This window comes from Jeotgalicoccus nanhaiensis (genome assembly GCF_015235105.1).
GTDB classification, from domain to species: Bacteria; Bacillota; Bacilli; order Staphylococcales; family Salinicoccaceae; genus Jeotgalicoccus; species Jeotgalicoccus nanhaiensis.
The window spans coordinates 95,210-115,401 of the sequence record NZ_JADGLW010000005.1; the positions used below are offsets into that span (position 1 = coordinate 95,210).

The 20,192-nt window shown below is 43.2% G+C and carries 20 protein-coding genes; 6 read left to right on the plus strand and 14 right to left on the minus strand.

Annotated elements, in window-relative coordinates:
* Positions 1-7 precede the first annotated feature (7 nt).
* The 3 genes from IR135_RS08125 to IR135_RS08135 form a co-directional block, all read right to left on the minus strand.
* Positions 8-1,159, minus strand: coding sequence for an MFS transporter (locus IR135_RS08125; protein WP_318272325.1), 1,152 nt, complete (start codon positions 1,157-1,159; stop codon positions 8-10).
* 106 nt (positions 1,160-1,265) lie between these two features.
* Complete coding sequence (locus IR135_RS08130; protein WP_135098420.1) at positions 1,266-2,456, minus strand: dicarboxylate/amino acid:cation symporter; 1,191 nt, start codon at positions 2,454-2,456, stop codon at positions 1,266-1,268.
* 68 nt (positions 2,457-2,524) lie between these two features.
* Entirely contained in the window at positions 2,525-3,028 is a 504-nt protein-coding gene (locus tag IR135_RS08135; protein ID WP_135098422.1) for a GNAT family N-acetyltransferase, read from the minus strand.
* A gap of 112 nt (positions 3,029-3,140) precedes the next feature.
* On the opposite strand from IR135_RS08135, the gene IR135_RS08140 reads away from it, so the two are divergent.
* Positions 3,141-3,422: a hypothetical protein gene (locus IR135_RS08140; protein WP_135098424.1), complete on the plus strand. Its 282-nt coding sequence runs from the start codon at positions 3,141-3,143 to the stop codon at positions 3,420-3,422.
* Positions 3,423-3,480: 58 nt separating this feature from the next.
* Here the strand turns inward: IR135_RS08140 and IR135_RS08145 are convergent, their stop codons facing one another.
* Positions 3,481-4,119 carry a DsbA family oxidoreductase gene (locus tag IR135_RS08145; RefSeq protein WP_135098426.1) on the minus strand — a complete coding sequence of 213 codons (639 nt, stop codon included), beginning with the start codon at positions 4,117-4,119 and terminating at the stop codon, positions 3,481-3,483.
* A 170-nt stretch (positions 4,120-4,289) separates the two neighbouring features.
* Here IR135_RS08145 and IR135_RS08150 point away from each other — a divergent pair, with 170 nt between their 5' ends.
* From IR135_RS08150 to IR135_RS08165, 4 genes are all read left to right on the plus strand, one after another.
* Positions 4,290-5,273 (plus strand): rhodanese-related sulfurtransferase, encoded by a 984-nt coding sequence (locus tag IR135_RS08150; protein WP_135098428.1) that lies wholly within the window; start codon positions 4,290-4,292, stop codon positions 5,271-5,273.
* A 338-nt stretch (positions 5,274-5,611) separates the two neighbouring features.
* On the plus strand, positions 5,612-6,613 hold the full coding sequence (locus IR135_RS08155) for an MsnO8 family LLM class oxidoreductase (protein WP_135098430.1): 1,002 nt from the start codon (positions 5,612-5,614) through the stop codon (positions 6,611-6,613).
* Positions 6,610-7,920 carry an LLM class flavin-dependent oxidoreductase gene (locus IR135_RS08160; protein ID WP_135098432.1) on the plus strand — a complete coding sequence of 437 codons (1,311 nt, stop codon included), beginning with the start codon at positions 6,610-6,612 and terminating at the stop codon, positions 7,918-7,920. Before IR135_RS08155 ends, IR135_RS08160 begins: the two co-directional genes overlap by 4 nt.
* Before the next feature lie 207 nt (positions 7,921-8,127).
* The gene (locus tag IR135_RS08165) at positions 8,128-9,567 is read left to right on the plus strand and encodes a carbon starvation protein A (RefSeq protein WP_135098433.1); all 1,440 of its coding nucleotides are present in this window, start codon (positions 8,128-8,130) and stop codon (positions 9,565-9,567) included.
* Positions 9,568-9,645: 78 nt separating this feature from the next.
* On the opposite strand, the gene IR135_RS08170 is transcribed toward IR135_RS08165, so the two are convergent.
* From IR135_RS08170 to IR135_RS08205, 8 genes are all read right to left on the minus strand, one after another.
* Positions 9,646-10,644 carry a CHAP domain-containing protein gene (locus IR135_RS08170; RefSeq protein WP_167753396.1) on the minus strand — a complete coding sequence of 333 codons (999 nt, stop codon included), beginning with the start codon at positions 10,642-10,644 and terminating at the stop codon, positions 9,646-9,648.
* A gap of 279 nt (positions 10,645-10,923) precedes the next feature.
* Positions 10,924-12,321, minus strand: coding sequence for a GntP family permease (locus IR135_RS08175; RefSeq protein ID WP_135098437.1), 1,398 nt, complete (start codon positions 12,319-12,321; stop codon positions 10,924-10,926).
* Positions 12,322-12,391: 70 nt separating this feature from the next.
* Entirely contained in the window at positions 12,392-13,390 is a 999-nt protein-coding gene (gene pdxA / locus IR135_RS08180; protein ID WP_115885903.1) for a 4-hydroxythreonine-4-phosphate dehydrogenase PdxA, read from the minus strand.
* Positions 13,391-13,402: 12 nt separating this feature from the next.
* Complete coding sequence (locus tag IR135_RS11670) at positions 13,403-14,686, minus strand: four-carbon acid sugar kinase family protein (protein WP_135098439.1); 1,284 nt, start codon at positions 14,684-14,686, stop codon at positions 13,403-13,405.
* Positions 14,687-14,698: 12 nt separating this feature from the next.
* Entirely contained in the window at positions 14,699-15,448 is a 750-nt protein-coding gene (locus IR135_RS08190; RefSeq protein WP_167753397.1) for a DeoR/GlpR family DNA-binding transcription regulator, read from the minus strand.
* Between the two features lie 172 nt (positions 15,449-15,620).
* Entirely contained in the window at positions 15,621-16,022 is a 402-nt protein-coding gene (locus tag IR135_RS08195) for a hypothetical protein (protein ID WP_135098443.1), read from the minus strand.
* Positions 16,023-16,134: 112 nt separating this feature from the next.
* Positions 16,135-17,580, minus strand: coding sequence for an aldehyde dehydrogenase (aldA, locus tag IR135_RS08200; protein WP_135098445.1), 1,446 nt, complete (start codon positions 17,578-17,580; stop codon positions 16,135-16,137).
* 72 nt (positions 17,581-17,652) lie between these two features.
* Entirely contained in the window at positions 17,653-18,291 is a 639-nt protein-coding gene (locus IR135_RS08205; protein WP_135098447.1) for an NAD(P)-dependent oxidoreductase, read from the minus strand.
* A gap of 100 nt (positions 18,292-18,391) precedes the next feature.
* Here IR135_RS08205 and ybaK point away from each other — a divergent pair, with 100 nt between their 5' ends.
* Positions 18,392-18,865 carry a Cys-tRNA(Pro) deacylase gene (ybaK, locus tag IR135_RS08210; protein WP_135098449.1) on the plus strand — a complete coding sequence of 158 codons (474 nt, stop codon included), beginning with the start codon at positions 18,392-18,394 and terminating at the stop codon, positions 18,863-18,865.
* Positions 18,866-18,907: 42 nt separating this feature from the next.
* Here ybaK and IR135_RS08215 read toward each other — a convergent pair whose 3' ends face one another.
* A complete protein-coding gene (locus tag IR135_RS08215; protein WP_318272326.1) occupies positions 18,908-19,684 on the minus strand; it encodes a cytochrome c oxidase assembly protein in 777 nt (258 codons plus the stop codon).
* A gap of 11 nt (positions 19,685-19,695) precedes the next feature.
* Positions 19,696-20,157 carry a DUF2243 domain-containing protein gene (locus IR135_RS08220; protein ID WP_135098453.1) on the minus strand — a complete coding sequence of 154 codons (462 nt, stop codon included), beginning with the start codon at positions 20,155-20,157 and terminating at the stop codon, positions 19,696-19,698.
* Positions 20,158-20,192: the final 35 nt, after the last annotated feature.

A 20,192-nucleotide genomic window follows, 5' to 3' on the forward strand; every position in this document is an offset into this window, starting at 1 on the left:
AATCCTCCTATTGACGGCTTATTTCCAGTCTGTAACGAATAAACATTAAAATTACAAGCATGACAAGCGTCAGCAGACCGATACCGAGAAACGGCAGATTAAACACCGTTGCAAAATAGCCTGCAAGCACAGAGCCCGCTACAGAGCCGAGTGAAAAATAAGAGTAAAAGATTCCGTTTGCCTTGCCCCGCTCATTCATTTCAGAATGTTCCGCGATAATCTTATTCATCGACGGGAAGATAAAACCGAATCCGAATCCGTAAATCACCATGACTAAAAAGACAAAACCTGACGACGGAGCGAAGTGCAGCAGTATCATGCTGGCACTTAAAATCAGGATGCCGGCGGCAACGAGACTTTCACTTTTATAGCGCGAATATATTTTATTAATCGGTGTCGCAAAAACAATAATTGCCGTCACACCAAACACGCTCAGCATCATGCCTGTCATCGATGCTTCAAGGCCGAGAATGCCGGTTTTTATCGGCAGTCCGAAAGCCAGTGTCCCCTGGGCAATCATCAAGGTAAATGATGAGAGGTATGCCACATTTAAGGACGGCCGGAGCAGCAGTTCTTTAAAAGGTGTTGCCGCGTGACGCGTTCTGCTTTCGTCTGTCGAACTTTCCTTAATACCAAAGAAGGTTAAAAGCGTTCCAAATACGTATACCCCGGATAAGATGAAGTACACCATTTCGTAGCTGACAGCACTTGAAATAATACCGCCTGCAGCCGGTCCGACTATTGCCGCTGTTCCGATGGCAACACCGGTCAAGGCCATCGATTTGCCAATGGCCGACTTCCGGGAAATATCAGCGATTAAACTGAAGGACGCCGGAGTGAGCAGACCGCTTGAAAAACCGTGTATGGCTCTGACACCAAGCAGTATTGCGATCGACGGCGTCATCGTATAAATCAGCACGAAAAATACTTGCATAATCATGCCGAATAACAGCGTATTTCTGCGTCCGAACTTATCTGAGAGAAAGCCGCCGGCGATGTTTCCTGCCATATTGAACAGCGAATACATCGCAACGACAATACCTGCTGTAAATTCTGAAGCACCGAGCTCTAAAGCGAACGGCGTAATAATCGGCAGCTGGATAAATAAATCCAAAAAGCAGATGACGATAACCAAATATAAAATAACTTTTGACTTCACATTATTCCCTCTATCTAAAATTCACATTTTCTATCCTTTCAATTATAACGAAAAAAAGACAGCAAGGCACGCATGCCCGGCTGTCTTTCTTTTCTTCGTATAAAATTTAAGCTTTTTTGTTCAATTTTTGTTCATACGCATCGATGATTGCCGCAACAGCACCGTCACCTGTAACGTTAGTTGCTGTACCAAAGCTGTCCTGGGCAACGTATAAGGCAATCATAAAGGCAACTGCCGCTTCATTAAATCCAAGATTAGACATCAGCACACCGCTCGCTGCCATAATCGCACCACCCGGCACACCCGGAGCTGCAATCATTACAACACCTAAGAGGAGTATTACACCAAGCATTTCCCACAGCCCCGGCATATCATAGGCCGGGAGAATCGTCATTACCGCAATGGAGCAGCTGACGATTGTAATCGTACTGCCGGACAGATGAATAGTCGCACAAAGTGGCACTACGAAGTCCGCTATACGCCCGCGAACACCATTTTCTTTAGTTCTGGCCAGTGTTACCGGAATTGTTGCAGCACTCGACATGGTACCGAGTGCTGTAAAATACGCCGGAAGCATATTTTTCAGCATCTTAAACGGATTCTGCTTTAATAATGAACCCGCAATTGTATACTGAAGCATCAGCCATACCCAATGCAGAATAACTGCTACAAGCAGTACGACACCAAACACGAGCAGCGTGTCAAATACAGTTCCTGTCGCTGCCATGCCTGCGAATACTCCCGCAATGTAGAATGGTAAAATTCTGATAATCACTTTTTCAATAATAAATTCTGTGATATCTTTCCCCTGATCAAAGAACTTAATCATTAAGTCCAGTTTTAGAATGTTCATAACGATACCGACGGCAAAAGCCAGTACAAGCGCCGGTAAAATATCCATGACAGGCGGAATATCAAATTCTAAGAACGGAGCAATTTCAGCACCCTCTTCCGGCACTGAACTATCCCCTGTAATACGCGGCATGATAAAACTTGCTACGGCAAAAGCCAAAAGACCCGCGCCGAGCGTTGATATGTATGCTACTCCTAAAGTCGCGCCGACGACCTTACCCGACCCTGTACCGATTTTTGAAATCCCCGATGCAATAAAAAATAGAATAATAAATGGAATTGTAAAGAAGATAAACGCTCCAAGCACTGATTGCATCGTTACGAATAACCTGACAACAGCTTCCATAATAGAACCTGCAGTGCCTCCGTCACCTACGAGGTAGTATATTCCTCCCACCAGAATACCGGCAACGATACCCGCAATTAATTTTGCTAATAATTTCACACTAAATCCCCCTTGATTTTTTCATCTCAACTAACATAGCTTTTTACACTCCGGATTGCAATCGTTTTCTAAAAAATTTTTTCGTAGGCCGCATACCAGTTATCCAGATTATCATCGAGATTCAGATGCCCCTTGTAATCGAAGCCGAGCTTTTGAAACAGCTGCTGCATCGGTTTATTTTCCTGCGAAGTATCGGTATGTATGCCGAGATATTCTTTTTCCCGTCCGATTTCCACAATGCCTTTTAATATTTTTTGTGCAAGTCCCTGCCCCTGATACTGCGGATCAACAGCGAGCCTGTGAAGGGCAAGACAGTCCATGCGTGCAAGCTCCCAAGGAATATCGTCATAAGCAAACGCATGATTGTCATCGGCAACGATGCATCCCTTAAGAACTGCTTCCTCTTCAAAAACGTAGAGTGTGCCGTTTTTTATATCTTTTTTGAAGGTCACATCAGTCGGGTAGTATTCATCCCACTGATAATTCCCCGCTGCGTGCATTCTCGGTATTACTTTTCTGATAATTTCCATTATGTAAGGTACATCATCGCTTTCTGCTAAACGTAAAGCCATTCGTTTTCCTCCATTTAATATTAATTTTCTTAAAATACCGTCAATAAGCTATGCATATAATTATACATTGTTGTATACTATTTTAAAGACTAAAAATGTAAGGGGTTTTATAATGTTCAAGTTTGATAAAAACACTGTTCCGTATCATATTTCGAATATGATATTTTACTTAGTCACATTAGCTGTTGTCGGCCTGATTTATTATTTCGCATTTTTACCGCCGCTTCTGGAAGTTACAACATCTGAATTTTTCGCATCATTCGGTTTTGGCGAGTTTATCGGATCGCTGTTCTTCCTGATTTTAATTATCGTTCCGCTACTTCTTATCGCTGGCGCTGTGTATCATTTAATTAAACTGATTAAACCGGGAAGAAACGTACCCGCAGAAAATTGATTTCCATGGGGATGGAAAAAACTCCGCAATCAGAAGGCTGCGGAGTTTTTCTATAAAGTTATTCAGGCTGCAGCGTTTTGTTTAAAGCAATAGTATAATGACGAGGTTCACGGGCGCCGCTGATTGCAAATTTCTCATCGAATATGTAATACGGCAGCGTGCGGACTTTGTTTACTTTCGCCATATTAAAGTCGCCGATAACATTTTCCAAAAATAAGCTCGGGTCGTTAATCACTTCGAGTGCGGGTACTTCTGGTATGCCGTTCATTTTGGCAATTTCTAAGAGAACATCTTTATCGCTGACGTTCTTACCTTCTGTAAAGTATGCTCGGTGCAGCGATTCAAGCACCGCTTCTCCGAGTCCGAATTCATACGCCAGTTTTAATAATCTGTGCGCATCTCTCGTATTCGCCGGGATAACTTTATCCATATTGAATTCGATACCGGCAATTTTGCCCTGTTCGACGATAAGATTCACCATTTCTTTAACTTCATCCAGCGGTTTCTCATGCTTTTCCGCAAGGACTTCATACATATTTTTCTCAGGTACTTTCGGCGCCTGGTTATCCAGTTCATAGCTTGCGTACTCTATATTAATTTTTGCATCTGTTTTGTATTCAGCCAGTGCTTTTTCAAAGTTCTTCTTGCCGATATAGCAAAACGGACATGCGATATCAGTATAAATTTTAACGTCCATCAGACCACTCCTTATCTTTATTAAATTTTAACACACTTACAGGCAGAATTAGAAAACTGTCACTATGTTGTGTATTTTTTCGTACTAAATAGTGTCAAAATCTGATACAATAATGTCTGTAAAACTATCAGGATTTATCCTGCAAATAAATTTGATAGGTGGAAAATATAATGAAATATCGAGTTTTACTTTACTATTACTACACGGATGTAGAAGATCCGGAAACATTTGCGGCAGAACATTTAAGATTCTGTAAGGACCTCGGGCTGAAAGGCCGTATTCTTGTTGCCGAAGAAGGTATCAACGGAACGGTTTCAGGCGATTACGAACAGACTGAACGCTATATGGAATATATGAAAGCACACCCTTTATTTAAAGATATTGTCTTTAAAATTGATGAAGCCGATGAACATGCATTTAAGAAAATGTTCGTGCGTCCGCGTCCTGAGCTTGTTAACCTGAGCCTTGATACTGACATCGACCCGCGTGAACAGACAGGTGAATACTTATCGCCTCAAGAATTCTACGAACAGATGCAGCGCGATGATACCGTAGTTCTCGACGTTCGCAACATTTATGAATACGACGTCGGCCACTTCCGCGGCGCAATCAAGCCGGAAGTTGAAACATTCAGAGATACACCGCAATGGGTGCGCGACAACAAGCATCTGTTTGAAGGCAAGAAGATTCTCACGTACTGCACAGGCGGAATCCGCTGTGAGAAATTCTCAGGATGGCTGAAAAATGAAGGCTTTGATAATGTAGCACAGCTGCACGGCGGCGTTGCAACATATTCGAAAGACCCTGTCGCTAAAGGTCAGCTGTGGGACGGACAGATGTACGTCTTTGATGAAAGACTGACAGTCCCGATTAATCAGGTTGAACACGTAGTTGTCGGCCGCGATCACTTTGACGGCGAACCGTGCGAACGTTATATCAACTGTGCGAACCCTGTCTGCAATGCTCAAATTTTAGCGTCTGAAGAAAACCAGCACTATCACCTCGGCGGATGTTCCATCGAATGTGCAGAACACCCGCGCAACAGATATATCGTTGAACACAACATGACCAGCGACTTCGTTAAAGAGCGTATAGAAGAATTAAAACAGACAGATTTTGCTAAAACAGAACCTGTTTTGAGTCATAAAGGTTAATATATATTTATCCAGCCAGCCGTGGAAGTCCGCGGCTGGCTTTTTTGTGATGTTTTTGACAAGTCCGGCCGCTTGCCGGTCAATGAGCTTGCCTCTTCTGCCGGGCAGACACTTTAGCCGGCCAATGAGCCTGCTTCTTCTGCCGGATAAACAGCTTACTCGGTCAATGAACCACCCTCCTTCCTTAATTCCTAGTAGAAAAGTAAGTTTTATTTGATAAATGCTGTTTAAATTATTGAATTATTCTAAATACGTGATATCATTAATTTCAATTCATAGTTATTGACTAGGAAAACCATATTACATATTAGGAATTTATTTATTGGAAGGAGAATTTCATGGAGTTTAATATTTTAAATCAAAGCCCTGTACTTAACGGACATTCTGTCGAACAGTCTCTCGGCCATACGACAGAGCTTGCGAAGCTGGCTGATCGCCTTGGCTACAAACGTTACTTCGTATCGGAACATCACAATATGGAAAATGTCATCGGTACATCACCTGAAGTTTTAGTAACACATCTTCTTAACCAGACAAAAAATATAAATGTCGGAGCAGGCGGTGTCATGCTGTCCCATCACAATCCTTTTCACGTAGCCGAGCAGTTCCAGCTGATCAGCCATCTCGCTCCCGGACGCGTCAATCTCGGTGTCGGCAAGGCTCCCGGCGGAACACCGCTCGCAACTGCTGCGCTGCAGCACGAGCTTCGGTCCGACATTGACTCCTTTAATGACCGATTCCTGAGTTTGAAATCTTTCGTGGACGGTACCCATGATAATCACAAAGTACTTAAAATATCCGTAGACACTGAATCTTCGAAACCTGATTTATTTTTGCTCGGCGGCAGTTTATCATCTGCAAAATTTGCTGCTGACAATGAAGTGAATTATATCTTTGCTCATTTTATTAAAAATGATGAAAACTTGCTGAAAGAAGTCGCCTCAGCTTACAAAGAATTGTATCCTGGTGGGAAATTCATTGCTGCCTTATCAGTGCTCTTAACTGAAACTGAAAAAGAAAAGAAAGCTGCGAAAGAAGAAAATTCAGTCTACTCTCTTAAATTCAAAGATGGCAGAACACTGCGTGTCACTACAGAAAAACAGGTCAATGACTATATTAAAAATACCGATGAAAAAATTGAAGTAGAGAAGAGTCAGCTGGATATGATACTCGGCACAAAGGACGAGATTTTATCGAAATTAAATGAACTCAGCAACAGCTGTCCAATCGATGAGTTCATGTTCCATCTGCCGACAGCAGATGCTGCCCTCCGCAACCTTACAATTGAAACACTTGCACCGATTCATACCATACACAAAGAAAAGGCTGGGATATTATGAGTAAGAAAGTACAATTCGGAGTTATGCTGCACGGCCCCGGCGGGCACATGAATGCATGGAGAAGCGAAGATGTTCCAAGTGATGCGAGCGTCAATTTCGAGCATTACAAAAATATTACTTTAAAGGCTGAAGATGCAGGTTTTTCTTTCATCTTTGTAGCTGACGGCCTGTATATAAACGATAAATCAATTCCGCACTTTTTAAGCCGCTTCGAACCGTTAACGCTGCTCGGAGCTCTTGCTCCGATTACATCTCATATCGGTCTGGTTGCAACGGTATCGACGTCCTACAGCGAACCGTTTACAATTGCACGCCAGCTCGCATCAGTTGATATAATGAGCGGCGGCCGCGCGGGCTGGAACGTCGTTACATCTCCGCTTGAAGGCAGTGCGAAAAACTTCAGCAAAGACAAACATCCGGAGCACAGTCTCCGCTACGATATCGCAGATGAACACCTCGCAGTCGTTCAAGGCTTGTGGGATTCCTTTGAAGATGATGCTTTTGTGCGCGACAAAAAGAGCGGGCAGTACTTCGATAAAGAGAAAATGCATCAGCTGAATTACGAAGGTGAATTCTTTAAGATCCAGGGACCGCTCAATATCGAACGCTCTCCTCAGGGCCAGCCGATAATTTTTCAGGCAGGTGCTTCTAAAAAAGGATCAGCATTCGCAGCACGAAATGCCGATGCTGTCTTCACCAATGCGAGCACTCTGGAAAAAGCGCAAAAAAGTTATGCAGACCTGCGCCAGCAGGCAGCGGATAACGGCCGCAGCCCTGACGAAATTAAAGTATTCCCGACCCTGCAGCCGATTGTCGGCAAAGACCAGGATGAGGTCCGCGAACGTTACGAATACATTAAGAATCTGGTAACGATTGAAGAAGCTCTCGCTTATCTCGGCCGTTACTTCGATCATCACGATTTCAGCCAGTACGACGTCGATGCACCGTTTCCTGAACTTGGAGATATCGGTAAGAACAGTTTCCAGTCGACAACTGACGAAATTAAAAAACGCGCTAAGGAAAACAAACTAACTCTGCGTCAGGTGGCCATGGAAGAAACAACACGTGAAAGTCCATTTATGGGGACATATGAAGAGGTCGCTGACCAGATTATTGAATGGGTTGATAACAAAGGCGCTGACGGATTTGTTCTGACTCCGCATGTACTCGGAGACTTCTTCCACGATTTTATCGAAAAAGTGATTCCGATTTTAACTGCTAAAGGATATTACGATACATCATACAGCGGCAAAACTTTGCGGGATGAACTCGGCCTGCCGTTTAAAGAAAACAGATATTCAAAATAAATTATGTGCAAGCATCTGCTTCCATTCGGAACAGATGCTTTTTGCTTTTTGATTGCGGTTTATAGATGTTCAAATCTTAATGAATCAGGATGTAAACGCTTTAATTTTCTATTAAGTCTAAATTATCTGAAATTTCATTGACGAATGTTACCAGTCTTGCTACACTTAGCATTAAATTTTTATAAATACAGTTGCAGGAGGACTGCCATGCTTACTTTTTTTACAGCTTTATTTTTATTAATTGCAGGATATATGATTTACGGGAAAATTGTTGAAAAGATATTTGTAATCAATGATAAAAATCCCACTCCGGCCTATGAAACTAACGACGGTGTCGACTACATGCCGATGCACCCGATTAAAGGCTGGCTGATTCAGTTATTAAATATCGCAGGACTCGGTCCTGTATTCGGTGCGGTTGCAGGTGCCGTTTACGGACCGCCCGCCTTAATCTGGATAGTTGTCGGCTGTATTTTTGCCGGTGCTGTTCACGATTATTTTGCCGGTATGCTCAGTCTGAGACATAACGGTTCGCAGTTTCCCGCGCTGGTAGAAAGATACTTAGGAAAAGGTGTTAAAGCTTTTATCTACATCGTGTCACTAGCCTTAATGATTCTTGTGACTGCAGCGTTTACAGCAGGTCCCGCAGAATTGATTTCCTTAAAAACCAATGGTGCCATTCCATTCTTTGCTGCTTTAGTTATTATTTTTGCATACTTTGTTATGGCCGCAGTATTGCCGATTAATAAAATCATCGGCCGTATTTATCCATTTTTCGGTGCTGTGTTGATTATTATGGCAGTTTCAGTAATGATTGGTCTAATGTTTTCAAGCACCCCAATTCCAAACCTGACTTTTGAAAACCAGCACCCTGCAGGACTGCCTGTTTGGCCATTAATCATGGTAACAATTTCATGCGGCGCAATCAGCGGTTTCCATTCAACTCAAAGTCCGATTATTGCGCGTACAGTTAAGAAAGAATCAGATGGCAGAAAAGTATTTTTCGGCGCCATGATTGCTGAAGGTGTTATTGCATTAATCTGGGCGACTGCGGGTATGACTTTCTTCCACGGCACAGGCGGACTGGCTGATGCACTTGCTGCAGGCGGACCTGCCGGTGTAATTGATACAATCTCTATTGAGATGCTCGGTTCTGCCGGTGCGATTCTTGCATTTTTAGGTGCGATTATCTTACCGATTACAACAGGAGATACTGCACTTCGTTCATCGCGCATGATGCTGACTGAAGCCGTAGCAGGTCTAAGAAAGAGCCGTAAAGCACCAAAAATGATCTGGATGACAATTTGTGTTGGTATTCCGGCCTTCCTGCTATCAACAATCGATTATACCTTCCTTTGGAGATATCTCGGTTTTACAAACCAGACAGTCGCAGCGACAATGTTGTGGGTTGCCACTGTTTATCTCTTAAAAGAAGGAAAGTTACATTATATTGCAGGTATCCCAGCCTTGTTTATGACCGGTGTTGTCGGAACTTACTTCCTTTATGCACCGGAGACTTTAAATCTCGATTACGGAATCTCTGTTATCGGCGGTTTAATCCCCGTAGCTGTCACAGGTTTCCTTTATATCAAAGCAATTATGAAGCAGCGTACTGCAGAAGTTAAAGATGCTCTATATGAGCATTGATCCTTCTCATCCACTGCATAAAAATAGCGGGACCAGAATTCTTTAAGATTCTGGTCCCGCTCTTGTATTTATTCTAAATTAGTTAATGAAGTTGTGGCTTGCTGCTTGAGAAGCACTTAGTGTTCTCGTGCTCACACTTCCAAGTCCGCCATTAAACTGCATTTCAGAAACAACGATTGATCCGTCAGAGTTGACGCTTTCAACGATTGCAACGTGACCAAGTCCGTACGCACCATTAGTATAAGCTGGTGCCTGCATAATTGCACCTACAGAAGGTGAATTGCTTACTGAGTAACCTGCAGCTTGAGCGCCGGCTGCCCAGTTTTTAGCGTCGCCCCACATGTTGCCCACGCTAAGACCGCGCTGTGAGCGCTGTTCAAATACATACCATGCACATGTACCCCAGTCATAGTAGTTTGCACCGTTGCTTGCACTTGTTACAGGTGCTGATGCTGCTGGAGTTGCTGCCTGCGGCTGTTCAACTTCCTCTACTGCTGGCGCTGAAACTTCTTCTGTTTGCACTTCTTCTGCTGCTGGAGCTGGTGCTGATTCAGCTGGAGCCGCTTCTGCTGCTTCAACTTCCTCTACTGCTGGTGCTGAAACTTCTTCAGCCGGAGCTGCAGTTTCCTCTGCAGGTGCTTCTTCTACTGTCATTGCTGCAGGTGCTGCTGATTCAGCAACTGAAATAGTTTTGCCTGCAATAATTAAATCTGAAGATAAGTTGTTCCAAGCTTTAAGGTTGTCGACTGTTACATTGAACTGATTAGCAATTGCGAATAAAGTGTCGCCAGCTTCAATTGTATATGTAGTAGCAGTTTCTTCCGCTTCAACTTCAACTTCTTCTGCAGGTGCTGCACTTGGTGCTTCAGCGTCTACTTTAAGAACATCTCCAGGGAAAATAAGGTCTGAAGTTAAGTTGTTTAATGATTTAATTTCATTAACTGATTGTGCTGTACCTGAAGAGATGCTCCAAAGAGTGTCCCCTGATTCTACTGTAATTTCTGATGCTGATATATTAGCTGCAGCTACTGCTGATAAAGCTGTAAGCGATGCTGCAGAGATAATTGTTTTTTTCATGTTTAAATCCTCCATAGTTTGGGAATAATGTTATTGAACTCTGTCCCGAGTCATTCCACGAGTATTACTATAGCATATGGCTCAAGGGATTTGGCGTTTGTAATTGACTTGTAATCTAATAGAAAAATTTATGAGATTAGAGTTATATAAAGTAAGCGGCTTCATAATTGTTAATTTTACGTAAAACACCCGCAAGCCTTGATATGCAAAGGCTGCGGGTGTTTTATCGTATATTTTAAATTCAAAGTTATCAAACTTTCGTAATATAACTGTAATGTTTTAAAAGAACACTAAATCAAGTAAAACCAGTGTCACACCGGCGACAAACCAGCCGATGGTCGTCGGAATTGACCAGACCATAATCTGTTCTTTAACTTTAGTTATACCGAGCATTCTGTTGACTACCCAGAACAGGCTGTCGTTAAAGTATGAGAAACACATTGCTCCGAATGCTGCTGCCTGGGCTGCGAGCACAGGATCAAGCCCCATGTTGGAAACGATTGGTGCAGCGATTGAAGCCGCTGTAATCATTGCTACAGTGCCGCTTCCCTGCACCAGACGCACAAAGGTTGCGATAAAGAACGGAATCAGTATCGCCGGCACACTCCACGTCGCGACATATTCCGCAATAACTTCACCCGTACCGCTCACGCGCAGCACTTCTCCGAGCGCTCCCCCTGCACCGGTAACGAGCAGTATAATACCTGATGTTTTAATTCCTGTTTCCAATTCATCGAGGGTAGCACCCTTCGAATATCCTTTGGTCAGGAATAAGAGAGAATAAATCAGACCGAGAGCCACAGCGACAATCGGATTTCCGAAAAATGTAATGTATGATAGTAATGTTTCAGAAATATTAATTATCCCGCCGTCCTGCAAAGCATTAATTCCTGTATTACTAAAAATTAAAATGAGCGGAATAGCGATTGGCAGAGCAGATAAGATAAAGGAAGGCAGTTCCTTTTCACGTACTGATACTGCATCTTCAAATTCTGCGAATGCTTCTTTAGCAGAAGGACGGTAATAACCTTCGCCTTCTGCTTCTGGCAGCTGGTAAATTTTCCGGCCAATCCACTGTGCATATAAAACACCTGAAATAACAACAGGCACAGAAACAATTAGACCGATTATAACCATCTTACCGACGTCAGCACCGAATATTCCTGCTACACCTAGAGGTCCTGGTGTCGGCGGCACTGCATGATGTGTCGCAGCAAGACCGACTGCCAGTGCCACACCAAGTGTAATAACAGATTTACCTGTTTGACGTGACAAGGCTTTAACCAGCGGATGCAGAATTACGAAGGCTGAATCTACAAAGATTGGAATTGCAACGATGTAACCGCTGACCGCAATTGCCCATTCTTCTTTTTTCCGTCCAATAAACTTAATCATCGTATATGCCAGTTTTTCTGCAGCACCTGAAATTTCCATAATTTTACCCATCATAATTCCAAGTCCAATAATAATACCGATTGAAGCCAGAGTTGAACCAAAGCCGGAAGAAATTGTTCCGATAGTATCTTCAGGTGACATCCCCCCGATAATACCGGTCATTACTGCCGCGATAAGTAAAGCAAGGAATACATGTATGCGAGTCTTAAGCACTAAAAAGATAAGCAGTGCGATGCCGATAACCAGACCGACTATCATTTGTGTCGATGAAACATCTGTCATATAATTTCCCCTCCATCAAAAAGCGTTTTCATTTTATGTAAATTAAAGGGGCGGATAAACCGCCCTGGAATTATTTTCTGAAAGTTAATGCATATTCTCCTGCGAGTTTAATACATTCTTCCATGCTTTCGCTGGATGCAATATTTTGTCCTGCGATATCGAATGCTGTACCGTGATCTACTGAGCTTCTCAGGAAAGGCAAGCCGTTTGTAATCGAAATTGTTTTGTGGAAATCCGTCATTTTCGCTGCGATGTGCCCCTGATCGTGGTAGAGAGAAATGACTGCATCATAACGTCCGTTAAGTGCTTGGAAGAATACAGAGTCTGCAGGAACCGGTCCTGCGACTTCGTAGCCGTCTGCCTGTGCACGTTTGATTCCCGGAGTAATTTCATCGATTTCTTCGTTGCCGAATAGTCCGCCTTCTCCGCTGTGAGGGTTTAATCCTGCCACTGCAAGTTTTGGTGCTTCAACACCAAGTTTAATTAAAGCGTCATACGAACGTTTAATGTAATCGTGCACACGTTCAGCTGTCATCTGGTCAATCGCATCTTTTACGGACAAGTGGCGCGTCAGGAAGAATATGCGCAGGCTTTTCACCTGGAACATCGTTAATGGATCGTGCGAATTCGTCAGCTCTTCAAGCATTTCAGTGTGTCCGATAAACGGCACTTCAGCCGCTTTCAGCGATTCTTTGTTAATCGGTGTTGTTGCCAGTGCATCAACTTTTCCGTCCATAGCGAGTTTAATTGCATATTCGATGTATTCAAAGGCAGCTTTACCGCATTGTTTTTGAACTTCTCCAAATTGGAAAGTTTCTGTATCGACATTATTTAAATCGATTAGATTGATTGCCTTGCCTGAAAAGTCCGCTTCTTCGACTTCTTTAATTACGTTTACCGGCAAATCAGTGCCTGTAATTTCCAGTGCCTTATCGATAATTTTTTTATCGCCGACAACGATTGAATTTGCCGCTTCAAGCACCTCGCTGTTTAAAAATGATTTCACTGTAATTTCCGGACCAATCCCTGCCGGATCTCCCATTGGTACTGCAATAATTGCTTTTGTCATATATAATTCCTCCTATTTTGATTTTAAATACTGCACCGCTTCATAGAGTGTGTGCCTGCTGCCGATCATGCCGCCTTTAGTTACCAGAGGCAGACCTTCATATTTTCCGCCGAGCAGATGGCCGTATGCAATCAGCGGACCAACTTCATCGATCAATTTAATTCCGCTCGCAAGCGTAATACTCGCAAGTGATGCTGTTACATCACCGCCGCTGACGTAACAGCCTTTAATTTCGTGGTCCGCTTCGTCGAGCAGCCGTTTCGTAATTGTCGCCAGACCGTCGGTAATGCGTTTAGCCACACGATCTGGCGTAACACCGTGTGATGCCGCAATTTTTTTAATGTCGATAATAACGAGGTTTTCTTCATTGGTAGTAATAACAACGACTTCGTTTTCCTCCATGCGTTCCTTGGCCAGCTTCACGCTTTTCTCGACTTCGTCATGCCAGTTTTTATCAAAGGTTGCAAGTTTGTTAATATCGGGAATAACCGGTGTTAATTTCAGTCTGTCGATTAAATACACGAGCTGTCTTTCCGACACTTTCGTTGCACTGCCGACTGTAACGATAATTTTGCGGTCGTCTCCGACCTGATCCGCCCGGTATTTAGCATAGAGCGACGTAAACGGTCCCGGATCAATCGGTACAATTTTTTTATCCGTATAACCGCAAAGTGTTTCTGCAATAAACTCAATATCGTTATTCGTCACTGCATCGAGAACGATGATCTTATTGCCGTCATCTACCAGTTTTTTAAAGCTGCGGATAAATATATCGCGGTCATCCGTCATATCATTAATGGTCAGGACCCCGACTTTACTACTGGTCTGAGAAGAAATAATTTCTGGGACATATGATGTTGTAATTGGAGTAATCGGGTCGTTTGCTGCATCTGTTTTATGGAGCGGCAGGTTATCGACCAAAAGATAGCCACCGACTGTCACCCTTCCCGAATCCGGAAACGACGGCACAACTACTCCGACTGAATCCGGTCCGACTGTATCGAGAATCATATCTATTTCAATACCGACGTTGCCGCGGAGCGTAGAGTCAATGCGTTTGCACAGTATGTCTGCGCCCCAGTCTTTCAGCTTACGAAGAGAGCCGCCGACTCTGTAGTCGAGCACTTTTTTTGAAGCGTAACGGCTGTCTGTATCTACTATGATTGCATCGGTTTCATCATCTTGCATTAAATCGTTGTAATGAAAATACGTTGCCGGATGAAAACCATTTTTACTGAGCCGGACACCGGTGGCATTTGCACCGGTTAAATCGTCCGCAATAATTCCTACTTTCACGATTCACCCTCCTTATATTACAGCTGTATGTTCAGCAATCCGGTCAAGTTCATTTGGTCCGATATGATCATCTGTAATAATTCCTGTAAAATCCTTTAAGTCGCAAATCTTTGAAAATGCAGTATGGCTGAGCTTACTGGAATCCACGACAAGATAAGCTGTCTGGCCGCACTTCATCATTAAACGTTTTACCTTTGCCTTTTCAATCGTCGGTGCAAAAATACCTTCATCCACCATCATGGCCTGGGTGCCGACAAAAGAAACATTCACTTTAATGTTGTTCAGCATATCAATCGTCTGGGCACCGTACATTGAACCGACATTCTGCTGGACAGTTCCGCCCAATATAATCACTTCATGCTGACTGTCGATTAACTCAGCTGCCGCTTTAATATCATTCGTAACGATACGTACTGTAAAATCTGCATTTTTTAACAGTTTGCAAATTTCAAGAGTCGTTGTACCGGCATCGAGCAGTATTGTTTCATCCGGTTTAATGAACTGCATTGCCTTTTTCGCGATCAGCCGTTTCTCTTCTATATTCACAAGCTGCTTCTTTACGAACGGCACTTCATTTAAGAAGGAATCCCTCAGCAAGATCGAAGTGGACGTTCTGATAATTTGTTCATTTGATTCAAGTTCCTTTAAATCACGGCGTACAGTCATCTCGGAAACATTAAGCTCGGCTGCGAGCAGCTCTATCGTTACATTGCTGTCCTCAGCTACCCGGTTGACAATATACTGCTGTCTTTTACTCTTCATATCCATCACCTTGAGATTCATTATATTGTTTGTTTTTCACATTGTAAAGAAAATAATGTGATAATTTAACACCTTTAATTTTATTTTGTTACTTTTTAACATTAAACAGTAATTGGCACAACAAAAAAGTAAAACCCGTCTCTCCGGATTTTACTTTTCGCTTCATAATATTCTATTTCTTGATAAGCACTCCGTGTTCTTTCAGCCGTGCTGCAGTACTTTTCATGCGCTCGGTGTCACCCGCTTCTTTCGCTTCATGATATTCACTCAGCAAGTCGGTCACTTCATTCTGCTCACCGTGAATCTTACCGCTTTGAGCTTTATCATCGTCATATATCATTTCCACCCGGAACGTTACAAACAGCATTATAATCCCGAATATTACTGCAAGTCCGATGCTCGATACTCCAGCGATATTTTCAAGTGTATCGTTACTAATTACTTTTTCTGATAAAAACTGCGCGATTTCCGGAATAATAAATCCAACTGCCATTCCCATGAGTACTCTTACCGGATCAAAGTGATATTTCTTTCTGTCCGGCCGCCTGTTATCTTCTTCTGATTTTAAAAACATACTAAAGCTCCTCATATATCTTCCTGCTTAGCATTATACTAAACAAGCTGCCGGATTACGCCAAAAAAATGCCATTATTTCTAAAAAAATAATGGCATCTTCCTCATTCTATCTATTCATTTTTATACTGCATGTACACAACCTGTGTAACTAAGAAATCTTCAACACCGTGTTTACCGTCGGTGCCGCCGAGCCCTGACTGTCTCATGCCTGCATGGTAACCCTGGACTGCTTCAAAGTTTTCCCTGTTCACATACGTTTCACCGAACTTCATCTCGTTGATGACTTTCATCGTTTCGTTCATATCATCAGTGTAAAGTGATGATGACAGTCCGTAAATTGTGTCGTTTGCCATGTCGATTGCTTCATCGATTGTTTCAAAAGTCGCAATCGGCAAAACGGGCCCGAATATTTCATCGCGCATAATTTTAGAATCATGCGTTACATTCGTTAAAATGGTTGGTTCATAGAAGAAACCTTTCTCCATATCCGCTTTCTTCCCGCCGGTAACTGCTTTCGCACCGTCAGCCACTGCTTCATCCACCATGTCAGCGACTGTGTTCAAACGGTCTTCATTAATCAGCGGCCCGACTTCAACGTCTTTATCTTCCCGGGGATTGCCGAGTTTTTTCTCTTTAAAAGCTGCAGCAAGCTTATCAGTTAATTCTTCTGCGACACTGGAATGTACATAAACACGTTCAGCGTTTGTACAAGCCTGGCCGTTATTAGCGAGTCTCGAGGTCACGAGAGCATTCACTGTAAGATCAATGTCTGCATGCTGCGACACGATAACTGGTGCTTTGCCGCCGAGCTCCAGGTTCACTTTTGTAATATTCTGGGCTGCCGCTTCCATCACTTTAGTTCCCGCAGTAATACTGCCGGTCATCGTAATCATATCTACATTTTTATGTTTTGCGAGCGCGTTGCCGATTTCAGAACCCGCACCGGTTACCACGTTATAGACGCCTGCCGGGATTTCTTTCATCTCATCGACAATTTTTGTGAATTCCATCGTCGTGTTTGGTGTATGCTGACTCGGCTTAAGCACGATTGTATTGCCGGTAACGAGGGCAGTCGCCACTTTTCTTGCCAGTATAAATACCGGGAAGTTCCAGGGATTAATCCCTGCCACAACACCGATTGGCTTTTTGTAAATTAAAATATTCTCATTGGCTCGGTCGCTCGGCACCACATCACCTTCAATGCGTCTCGCCCATTCCGACATATAGTGGAAATAATCAATCGCAAGATCGACTTCACCGCCAGCAAGCTCGTAATCTTTCCCCTGTTCTTCCTGGAGCAGATCGATAAAAGTCTCACGTCTTGCTGCGAGGACATCCCCGAGTTTACGGACGATTTTCCCGCGTTCTATATTAGGCGTGAGTTCCCACGCTTTCTGAGCTTTTGCTGCAGCCTGCACCGCCTTGTCTACATCTGCATTCGTCGCTTTCGGAGTTCGTGAAATTACCGCTTCAGTCGCCGGATTAATCACGTCAATCCAGTCTTTTCCTGTCGAGTCCGTATAGGCGCCATCGATATATAACTGATGCTGAATCAAAAAATCTCCTCCTAAATTATGTTACTCATAATCTTCCCTTTATATTTCCGGTAAAACTTTACTGATCTCTAGTTATTCTTTCTCGGCAACGACTGTAAAACGTTCATTTACATGTTCCGCATTTTCAGCTTCATCGATGACTGCGATTGCAAAGTCAGCGTAGCTGATGTAGCTCTCTTCCGACTTGTTCACAAGCAGCACGTCTGCACCTGTTTCATATGCTCCCGTCCGTTTTCCTTCGGCATCAAATTCTGCTGACGGACTGATAAAGGTCCATTTTAGGTTTGTTGTCTGCTCTAGTTCTTCCAGGTTTTCACTCTGTCCGCCCGCAGTCGGTTTAAAGATATCCGGGAAGTTCGGTGTATCGATAACTTTCATCGTTCTGCTGTCATCGACATACAAACTGCCGGCACCGCCGACAACAATCAGACGGATGCCAGTGCCGGAAAGCGCATTAATCAGCACCCGGCCCGCTTCAACGTGTGCATCTTTCTCACCAAGCGGAGCACCGAAGGCGTTTACGACGACATCCAGTCCTTTAAAATCTTCTGTCCATGTATCATGTACATCTTTCTCTATTACTTTCACATTATCATTATTTAACTTCGAAGCATTTCTGACAATCGCAGTGACCTCATGTCCTCTTCTGACCGCTTCATCTAATATTAAACTGCCGGCCTTACCCGTTGCGCCTACGATTCCTATTTTCATTAAAAACCCTCCGGTTATGTTATGATTTTAAATACTATCTATGTATACCCTGCACTTACTTTTTGAAACTATACTTTTTACTGATTAGGAGAGCAGCTATATGAAGAAAAAGAAAATCCAAAAAACAAATGCCATGCGCGTACTTGAGAATAACAAAATCAGCTACGAAGTGCATGAATATCCCTGGAATGAAGATCATACAGATGAGGAGAACGCGGGGGTGCCGTTCGACAAAATTTATAAAACCCTTGTTGCTGTCGGCAATAATACAGGAGTGCTTGTCGGCTGTATTCCTTCTTCAACCGAGCTCGATTTAAAGAAATTTGCCAAAGCGAGCGGCAACAAAAAAGTCGATATGCTTCATATGAAAGATCTTGAGAGAACGACAGGCTATATCCGCGGCGGCTGTTCGCCTGTCGGCATGAAAAAACTGTTTCCGACTTATATCGGAGCACAAGCAGAAATGATGGAGACAGTTGTCGTCTCTGCTGGAAAGCGCGGCATGCAGATGGAACTTGCTCCTGATGATTTACTGCAAGTCACCGCAGGTAATTTTGCTGATATTACAGAATAAAATTGAGCTCTGACCAAAAAGAAGGTCAGAGCTCTTTGTTATCTAAGAAAATTTTAATGAACGAGTATGCTCTCTTCCTGCAGCCTTATACCACTGCCAGCATAAGATAATTATCAGTGCGAGGTCAACGATGTCGCCGCCGTAGTACATCAGCATTGCACCTGCTTCACCATCCTCTCGTGCTATGCCAGCCGGAGGTGAAGCGTATATCATCTTGGATAGTATTTTATGAAAACCAAGGGCCGCAATCAGGACTGCAGCACGGTATAAAAATGTGTAACGGTGAGTAACAATATCGATATAAATTATCGACATCGTAAAAAGATAGCCCGCGAGAAAAACATGAAGATGAATAAGCGCAAACAAGAGTACAGATGAGTGCATAATTTCAAATAATCCTGTTTTATAAATAAGAAATAAGCCGCCGATATTTAATATAGAAGCGACAATTGGATTGCTGATAAATTGAACATACTTCAAATTCAGAATTTTACTCAGTTTTCTTGCATTGGCTACTTTCAGAGTTCTCATCAAGAGAGTCATCGGTTTACCATGCAGTATAAGAAGCGGTCCAAGCATACCGAGCAGCAGATGCCCCAGCATATGGACAGTGAAATCCATATGGGACAAACGCGCCAGCGGACCTGTCAGCGCAGCAGCTGAAAGAATCACACCTGCTGCAAACAGGATATACCTGCTCCATTTCCATTTTTGATGTTCTTTTCCGGAAGCATACATGGCTGCAGGGTAAAGTACTAAGGCAGCCACCGCGAGCGCGGCGACGATAATTTCAAGAATTAAAAAATGCGTCATATTCATGTGATGCATCCTTAATTACCTGCGCTTTCGCGTTTTGACTTGTAAATTATTACAATCCCTGTAATTAAGAAAATTGCACCTGCGATATTCCAGGCTAAATCATACGGCAGTATATTAACGTCATAGCGTACCTGGTGAATACGGAGCAGTTTGTGGTTTATAATGCCGTCGAACAGCTGGAAAATACCGAGTCCGGTAAATATTCCTCCTATCCACCGCCGTTTGTGCATTTCTTTTTTCCGGCGTGAATCCGCAAACATAAAGAAGCCGATCACGAGGGCAAATAAGGCGAATGAATTGAGCAGGCCGTCAGACAAAATACCGATAAATGTCGTCGAATGATCGTAAAAGTGATGCCACTGAAGAAGCTGGTGAAAAATAATTTCATCGACGAGCGCCATTAAGCCGATTCCTAAAAAAATACCTGACCATATGTTTTTACTCCGATGCGAATCAATGTTTTGATGAGCCATAGACATTCCTCTTTCGCATAAATATTTATATATAA